Annotated in this window: 2 protein-coding genes; both read left to right on the forward strand. The window is 75.0% G+C overall.

Annotated features, from left to right (window positions below):
- Positions 1-1,182, forward strand: a 1,182-nt coding sequence (locus tag NBZ85_RS30125; RefSeq protein ID WP_498041278.1) for a hypothetical protein, incomplete at its 5' end; no start/stop codon positions are given.
- Positions 1,179-2,575, forward strand: a 1,397-nt coding sequence (locus NBZ85_RS30130) for a glycosyltransferase (RefSeq protein WP_261563321.1), incomplete at its 3' end; no start/stop codon positions are given. The genes NBZ85_RS30125 and NBZ85_RS30130, both read left to right, overlap by 4 nt.

Raw genomic sequence — 2,575 nt, forward strand, 5'->3', positions numbered from 1 at the left:
CACCAGGGGCAGGAGGTCGACGACGCGCCGCCCCGCCCCGCCGCGCCGGCCGTCCCGGCACCCCGCCGATCACCGGCGCAGCCCGACGCCGGCACCGACCTCGGCGGCCCCGACCTCGGCGGCACGGTCACGGGGGCCAGCGCGACCGAGAACGGCAGCGCCACCGACGACGGCGGGGTGAGCCCGGGTCTCCTGCGCCTGATCGCCGACCGGCACGGCCGGGGCGCGCTGCGGGTCGGGGTGGTCACCGCGGCGGCCCTGGTGGCCTGTGCCGGCACCCTGGACCGACTCTGGCCGGCCTGCCGGGACCAGGCCGGCGCGGCCTTCCACCTCGCCGTGTTGCCCGCGGGTGCGGTGCTGCTGCTGCGCGGCCGGCCGGCACCTGGCGAGCCCGACATCCACGACCGTCAGGTCGACTACCTGGTGGGCCTGCCGCTGCTGGGCGTCGCGGTGTTCGTGCTGACCGCGATGCCGGCCCGGCTCGGCGACCGGTTCTGGACCACGCACGCCGACCTGCTGCTCCTGCCGCCCCTGATGGCCGCGGCCGTCGCCCTGGTGTTCGGCACCCGGGCGATGTGGCGGCTGCGCGCCCCGCTGCTGCTGCTGACCGCCACCCTCACGCCGCTGCCGGAGGCGGCCGCCCGGTGGCCGGCCCGCCCGGTCGCCGCCGCCCTGCGGCCCCTGGTCCGCCCGCTCGCCGGGTCCCCGCTCGCCGGGCCCACGCTCGCCGGGCCCACGCTGACCGGACCGGCGCTCACCGGCGCTCTGACCGGGGCGGCGGGGGTGAGCGCCGCTCTCGCGCTCGCCCTGCTGCTGGGCTGTTCGGCCCGCCGACCGACCCGGGCGCTTCGGCGGGGGGTGATGGTGCTGGCGCTCTGGGCGACGCTGGTGGTCGGGCGGATCGCCGTCGCCGTTCTCGCCGTCCGGGTGGGCGCGCCGGGCGCCGCCCGCACCGCCCTCGGGGTGGGCGGAGATCTGGCCGTCCTCGCGCTGCTGTTCGGGATGCTCGCCGTCGCCGGCGCGCCCCGGGCCGCGCGCTCCGCTCGCGCCGGTGCCTCCCGGCCGGTGCGGCGGGCGGCGGTGGACAACTCGCGGTGGGCGCTCGTCGTCGTCGTGGCGTCCGCGGCGACCCTCGCGACCCTCGGCGCGCTGCTCCCCCCGGCGCTGGCGGGAACGGTATGAGCGCCCCCGGTCCGTACGCGGCGGCGCGCCGCACGCTGTCGACCGGCCAGCGGGTCGGGCTGACGGTCGTCGCGGTGCTGCTGGTGGCCGGGGTGGCGCTGGCAACGACCCCCACGCTGATCGCCGTGGTGGCGGTACTCAGCGCCGCCTACGTCGCCGCGTTCGCCGAACGCCTGCTGCTGCTGCACCGGGCCATCCACGATCCGGGCCTGATCGTGGTCGATCCCGACGACGCGCGCGCCTGCCCCGATGCCGACCTGCCCCTCTACACCGTGCTGGTCCCCGCCTACCAGGAGCCGGAGGTGCTGCCGCACCTGCTCGCCGCGATCGCGCGGCTGGAGTACCCGGCGGACCGGCTCGAGGTGCTGCTGCTGCTGGAGGAGGACGACGAGGCGACGTACACGGCGGCGCGGGCCGCGGCGTCCCCGCCGTACCTGCGGGTGGTCCGGGTGCCCTACTCGGAGCCGCGTACCAAGCCGAAGGCCTGCAACATCGGGCTCGAGATCGCCCGCGGCGATTTCGTCACCATCTTCGACGCGGAGGACCGGCCCGAACCGTTGCAGCTGCGCCGCGCCGTCACCGCGTTCCGCCGGCTGCCGCCGAGCGTGGCCTGCCTGCAGGCGAAGCTCGGCTTCTTCAACCACAAGCAGAACATCCTCACCCAGTGGTTCACCGCCGAGTACGCGATGTGGTTCGAGCACATGCTGCCGGGACTCGTCCGCCAGGATGCCCCGGTGCCCCTGGGCGGCACCTCCAACCACTTCCGGACCGAGGTGCTGCGGGAGCTCGGCGGCTGGGACCCGTTCAACGTGACCGAGGACGCCGATCTCGGGGTGCGGCTCTATCTCCGCGGGTTTCGCACGCTCATCCTCGACTCGGTCACCCTGGAGGAGGCCAACAGCGACGCCATCAACTGGCTCAAGCAGCGTTCCCGCTGGTACAAGGGCTACTTGCAGACCTGGCTGGTGCACTCCCGCCAGCCGCTGCGCCGCTGCCGGGAGATGGGGCTCGCCACCTACCTGCGGTTCAACCTGTTCGTCGGCGGAACTCCGCTGCTCGCGATCATCAACCCGATTTTCTGGGCGCTGACGCTGATGTGGTTCGTCGGCCGGGTCGGCTTCGTCCACGCCCTCTTCCCAGCCTGGCTGCTCTACGCCAGCCTGGTGTGCCTCGTCGCCGGCAACTTCACCTTCGTCTACGTCAACGTGCTCGCGGCCCGTGCCACCGGGCTGCCCGGGCTGGTGTTCCGGTCGGTGCTGTCGCTCGCCTACTGGGTGCTGATGTCGCTGGCCGCGGCCAAGGCGATGGTCCAGCTCGTGCTCGCGCCAAGCTTCTGGGAGAAGACGACCCACGGCCTCGGCGCCACCCCGTTGCCCCCGCCGACCCAGCTGCC

Origin of the sequence: Frankia tisae (genome assembly GCF_025403405.1) — a bacterium.
Taxonomy (GTDB): Bacteria; Actinomycetota; Actinomycetes; order Frankiales; family Frankiaceae; genus Frankia; species Frankia tisai.